This window comes from Neisseria sp. P0021.S005 (genome assembly GCF_051956955.1).
In genome coordinates, this window is sequence record NZ_JBQCWY010000188.1 from 1 (window position 1) to 5184 (window position 5184).

The 5184-nt window shown below is 50.8% G+C and carries 5 protein-coding genes; 1 reads left to right on the forward strand and 4 read right to left on the reverse strand.

Annotated features, from left to right (window positions below; translation table 11 throughout):
* Positions 1–35 precede the first annotated feature (35 nt).
* Positions 36–710, forward strand: coding sequence for a RadC family protein (gene radC, locus ACTHUE_RS10570; protein ID WP_219088379.1), 675 nt, complete (start codon positions 36–38; stop codon positions 708–710).
* 59 nt (positions 711–769) lie between these two features.
* Here the strand turns inward: radC and ACTHUE_RS10575 are convergent, their stop codons facing one another.
* From ACTHUE_RS10575 to ACTHUE_RS10590, 4 genes are all read right to left on the reverse strand, one after another.
* Positions 770–1042, reverse strand: coding sequence for an NF038104 family lipoprotein (locus tag ACTHUE_RS10575; protein ID WP_219088381.1), 273 nt, complete (start codon positions 1040–1042; stop codon positions 770–772).
* Positions 1030–1362 carry a general secretion pathway protein GspG gene (locus ACTHUE_RS10580; protein ID WP_219088384.1) on the reverse strand — a complete coding sequence of 111 codons (333 nt, stop codon included), beginning with the start codon at positions 1360–1362 and terminating at the stop codon, positions 1030–1032. The genes ACTHUE_RS10575 and ACTHUE_RS10580 overlap by 13 nt, the downstream gene beginning before the upstream one ends.
* Positions 1363–1509: 147 nt before the next feature.
* Positions 1510–2205 carry an aquaporin Z gene (aqpZ, locus tag ACTHUE_RS10585; RefSeq protein WP_219088386.1) on the reverse strand — a complete coding sequence of 232 codons (696 nt, stop codon included), beginning with the start codon at positions 2203–2205 and terminating at the stop codon, positions 1510–1512.
* 339 nt (positions 2206–2544) lie between these two features.
* A partial coding sequence (locus tag ACTHUE_RS10590) for a DNA translocase FtsK (RefSeq protein WP_440423434.1) occupies positions 2545–5184 on the reverse strand: 2640 nt, incomplete at its 5' end.

Genomic DNA, 5184 nt, shown 5'->3' on the forward strand with positions numbered 1-5184 from the left:
AAAACTAAATCCGCTATATAAATAAAAGGGAAAACATGAGTATCAAAGAATGGCCCGAAGGGGAGCGGCCGCGCGAGAAGCTCTTGGCGCACGGTGCGGCTGCGTTGAGTGATGCGGAGTTGCTGGCGATTTTGCTGCGTGTCGGAACGCGAGGTATAAGCGCGGTTGATTTGGCGCGTTATTTGTTGAGTGAGTTTGGCAGCTTGGGGACGCTGATGAGTGCGGATGCCAAAACACTCGCTGCTTATAAGGGCATGGGCTTGGCGAGCTATACTCAGTTTGCAGTGGTCAAAGAAATCGGGCGGCGGATTTTGGGTGAAGATTTGCAGGAGCAGATTGTTCTGTCAAACCCGAAATCGGTTGCGGATTATCTGCGCCTGCATCTTGGACATGAAAAAATTGAGGTCAGCGTTGCTTTGCTGCTTAACCGTCAAAATCAATTGATTGCGGTACGGGAATTGTCGCGCGGTACGGTGGCGGAAAATACGGTTTATATCCGTGAAATCGTTAAATTGGCATTGGATGAATATGCCGACAGTTTGATTTTGGCACACAATCATCCGGGCGGTTCGGCAAGGCCGTCTGAATCTGATGTGCAGTTTACAGAGCGTTTGAAACAGGCTTTAAGTTTGGTCGATATTACGCTGTTGGATCATTTTATCGTGACGGCAAAAGAAACCTGCTCTTTGCGCGAACAGGGCTATATGTAAGGATGAATGTTCAGACGGCCTCAGTAGGATTGGTTACCTTACTGAGGCCGTCTGAAGGATTATTGCGTTACTTCATCGGAGGAATCTTCTTTGTGGATGATTTCTTCCGATTTTGGCTTTTCTTTGCTCTTTTCTTTTTCTTTGCTCTTTTCTTTTTTACCGTCAGGAATGGCGGCATCAATCACTGCCCCCGTTCCTTTGACAACCAATTTTCCGGCAGTCAGGACGGTTGTAGCAGCCAAATCGACAGCCGCGCCTACAACGCAGCCGTTAAGCGTCAGACAAAGGGCAAGTACCGGAAGCAGGCGTTTTGTGCATCTCAATGGCTGCATCCGCAGTGTCCTTCGTGATGATGGCCGCATCCGAGTGCTTCTTGCCAAGCATCATCATCGCCGTCAAATTCTTCGACTTCGTCAAATTCACCGTTTTCTACCATGCTTACCAGCTCTTCCAAGCTTTCTGCACCTTCTACCCAAAAGCAGGGAATATCGGGCGGCGTGCCGGGGGCAAGCAGGGCGGCTTGCTGGTCGTGCCAAGCAATCCAATAGCCGTTTTGTGTTTGTACGAATACGGCATCGGGATGGATGGTTTCGTTTTCGGTATTGACCAGCATTCTGGCGGTGATATCGGTTTGAAAAGGTAAGGTTTGCATGATGGTTTGAGAATGTGAGAAAAGAAAGTATTGTAACATGGCGAAAACAAACGCACCGTCTGAGTCAGGCGGTGCGTTTGTATCTCGGCAACTTGGGTGCGGTCAGTTTAGAGTATCAGCCGCCCCGGGAATGTCATTCCGTCAAGATTATTTGTCGTCGTTAGCCAAAACGAAGCGGTAAATAGCCGCGCCAACTGCTGCGCCGGCAATAGGAGCCAACCAGAACAACCACAATTGTTCAACAGCCCAGCCGCCTTGGAACAAGGCAACGCCGGTAGAACGTGCAGGGTTGACGGAAGTATTGGTTACAGGAATGCTGATCAAGTGAATCAGGGTCAGACCAAGGCCGATGGCGATAGGAGCAAAGCCGGCCGGAGCTAGTTTGTCGGTAGAACCCATGATAATGATTAGGAAGAATGCGGTCAGTACGAATTCGATCAGCAAAGCAGCCATCATGTCGTAACCGTTAGGAGAGTGTTCGCCGAAACCGTTGCTGGCAAAGCCGGAAGCAACAGCATCAAAACCGGTTTTACCGGAAGCAATCAGATACAGAACGCCCGCAGCGGCAATCGCACCGATCACTTGGGATACGATGTAAGGCAACAGGTCTTTACCGTTAAAACGGCCGCCGATGAAAAGGCCGACGGAAACGGCAGGGTTGAAGTGGCCGCCGGAAATGTGGCCAACGGCGTAAGCCATGGTCAGTACGGTCAAACCGAATGCTAAAGCGACACCGGCAAAGCCAATGCCAAGTTCAGGATAGGTTGCTGCCAAAACTGCGCTGCCGCAGCCGCCGAATACCAGCCAGAAAGTGCCGAAAAATTCTGCAAAATATTTTTTCATTTGTTTTTCCTCGTAAAGGGTGGGGTGTTGCCGAAGGCATGAATCATAATAATATTGCTTTTAATCGAAAAACGGATTTACCTGTTTTTTCCGGTCTTGACAAAAGGCCGTCTGAAAATGGTGACAAATGGATAGGGATATATCTTGCAGGTCGAATTTTGTTTATTGAGGCTGGGTTTATTTAATAACGAAGCAAATGCCGTTAATGCAAAAGCATTTGGTTTCGTAGGTAATATTATTTACAGATTATTAATTTGATCGGAATCTTTGAACTGATTATCTGATAAAAAAGGCCGTCTGAAAAGTTTTCAGACGGCCTTAATTTTAAACAAAGATAAATTAATCCAGATGGTCGCTGCTTTGCGCCAAGATGGTGCGGTTGCCGTTGTTTTCCGCCGGGGAAACAATACCGTCGGCTTCCATTTGGTCAATCAGGCGGGCAGCGCGGTTGTAGCCGATGCGCAGTTGGCGTTGGATATTGGAAATGCTGGCCTTACGCGATTTCAAGACAACGGAAACGGCTTCATCATACATGGGGTCGAGGTCGCTGTCGTTGCTGCGGCTGGTACCGGTAAAGTCCTCGTTCGAACCGCTGCTTAAAATATCGTCGATATAATCAGGCGCGCCGAATTGTTTCAGGTATTCCACTACGCGGTGTACTTCATTATCAGATGCGAACGCTCCGTGTACGCGTTGCGGATAGCCGGTGCCGGGCGGCAGGAACAGCATATCGCCTTGGCCGAGCAAGTTTTCTGCACCCATTTGGTCAAGAATCGTGCGGCTGTCGATTTTGCTGGACACTTGGAATGCAATGCGTGTCGGAATATTGGCTTTAATCAGGCCGGTAATGACATCCACGCTTGGGCGTTGGGTGGCAAGAATCAAATGGATACCGGCTGCACGCGCTTTTTGGGCAAGACGGGCAATCAGTTCTTCAATTTTCTTGCCTGCGGTCATCATCAAGTCGGCAAACTCATCTACCACGACCACGATAAACGGCAGTTTTTCCAATGGCTCAGGATTTTCAGGCGTGAGGCTGAACGGGCTGCCGATTTTTTCGCCACGCGCGGCGGCTTCGGCAATTTTTTGGTTGAAACCGGCAAGGTTGCGCACGCCCATAAAGCTCATCAGGCGATAGCGTTTTTCCATTTCGTTGACGCACCAGTTCAGGGCGTTTGCAGCCAATTTCATATCGGTCACGACAGGGGCGAGCAGGTGCGGAATGCCTTCGTAAATGCTCAGCTCCAGCATTTTCGGGTCAATCATAATCATGCGCACGTCTTCCGGCGTTGCTTTGAAGAGCATGGACAGAATCATGGCGTTCACGCCTACGGATTTACCCGAACCGGTCGTGCCGGCAACCAGCAGATGCGGCGCTTTGGCCAAGTCGGTGACGACAGGCTGGCCGGTGATGTCTTGGCCGAGCGCGAGGGTTAGTTTGGATTTGGACTCGGTAAACGCAGGCGAATTGAAGATTTCGCTCAGGCGGATCATTTGGCGTTTCGGATTAGGTAATTCCAAGCCCATGCAGGTTTTGCCTGGGATAGTTTCCACCACGCGGATGGAAGCCACGCCAAGCGAGCGCGCCAAGTCTTTTTCAAGGTTCAAAACGGCACTGCCGCGTACGCCGACATCAGGCTCGATTTCGTAGCGCGTAATGACCGGGCCGGAATAGGAGTCCATCACTTTGACTTTAACTTTGAACTCGGCCAGTTTTTCTTCGATGGTAATGCTGTTTTCCAGCAGCTGTTCTTCAGTTTGCGAGGCGCTTGGGTCAAACTGCGGCGGCAGGAGCAGGGCAGTGGTCGGTAGAAGCGCATCGGTCAGTGTTGCCGAAGTTGGAATAGCTATGCTTGGCGTACTCTCTTGAACGCTTGGTTCTACGGTTTGAACAGGTGTTTCAACGACTGTCTGTGTATATTCAGACGGCCTTGCGATTGTTTCAACAGATTCAACGGGTCCAATGGTTTCAACCGCTTGAATAGCTTCTGCTTCCGCTTGTACAGGCGCTTCCGGCTCACCATCGAATTCTGTTTCTTCGACGGCAGATTCGCTGATTAAATAATCGCGGATACTGCGTTCAGGTTGGTTGCTGACGTGCGCATTGACTTGCGAATCAAAAATCGGCACTTGGATTTTATGTTCAAAAGCAGGCGGCTCGGGGATGTCAATCGGCGCAATCGAGGTTTGGAAAACGGGTGGTTCGGGAATATCGGTTTTAGCCATAGGGACAACCGGTACGGCAGGTGGCTCGACTACGGTTGCGTTTGGTGCGGCAGGTCGGGAGATATAAGGGGATTTTTTAACAGGCGCAGCCGGTTTCGGATGGGACGGTGTTGCCGGTGCGGCAGGTTGTGGTGCAACAGCTTCCGTAGCAGCTTGTTTGCGCGCCCATCTTTCGGCGGCCGCCTCAGTATGGCGGACTTGGCGGCGCAGGCTGGCAGGACGGCTGATTTGTCCCAAGTTGGCCAAAATTTCGTCATTTTCGATGGTGCGCGGAGAGTAGTCGCGCAATGGGGCAACGGCTGCGGCCAGTTTGTGGCGTGCGGCGGTACGGCGGGCAAGGTTGTCGTGAATATCTTCTGCTTGGATTTCAGATGGGAATGCCTGCATGGAAGTATAGGGGAGGATGGCTTCCTTTTCGGCAGTTCTTAAGGCCGTCTGAACGGTTTCGATATGCGGCGCATTGGCTTCTGCCACGCGGACATTGTTGGCACGCGCCAAGGCACGCTCGCGTGTGCGGCGCAAGATAGGGTCGTTGTAGTCGATGATTTCCATACCTGTCATCGGTAGGGATGAAGCGCGCAATAATGGGGTTTCAACTTCGTCTTTGTAAATCGGCGCATTTTTTTCGGCTAAATGCTCGTTCCATTCCTCAACCGCAGCTTCATGCAGGGAACGGGTGGCTTCTTCTAATGTGATTTCTTCAAAATTGCTCTTTTGCACCAAAGATGGGCTGTATTCGGGCGTTTCCATTTG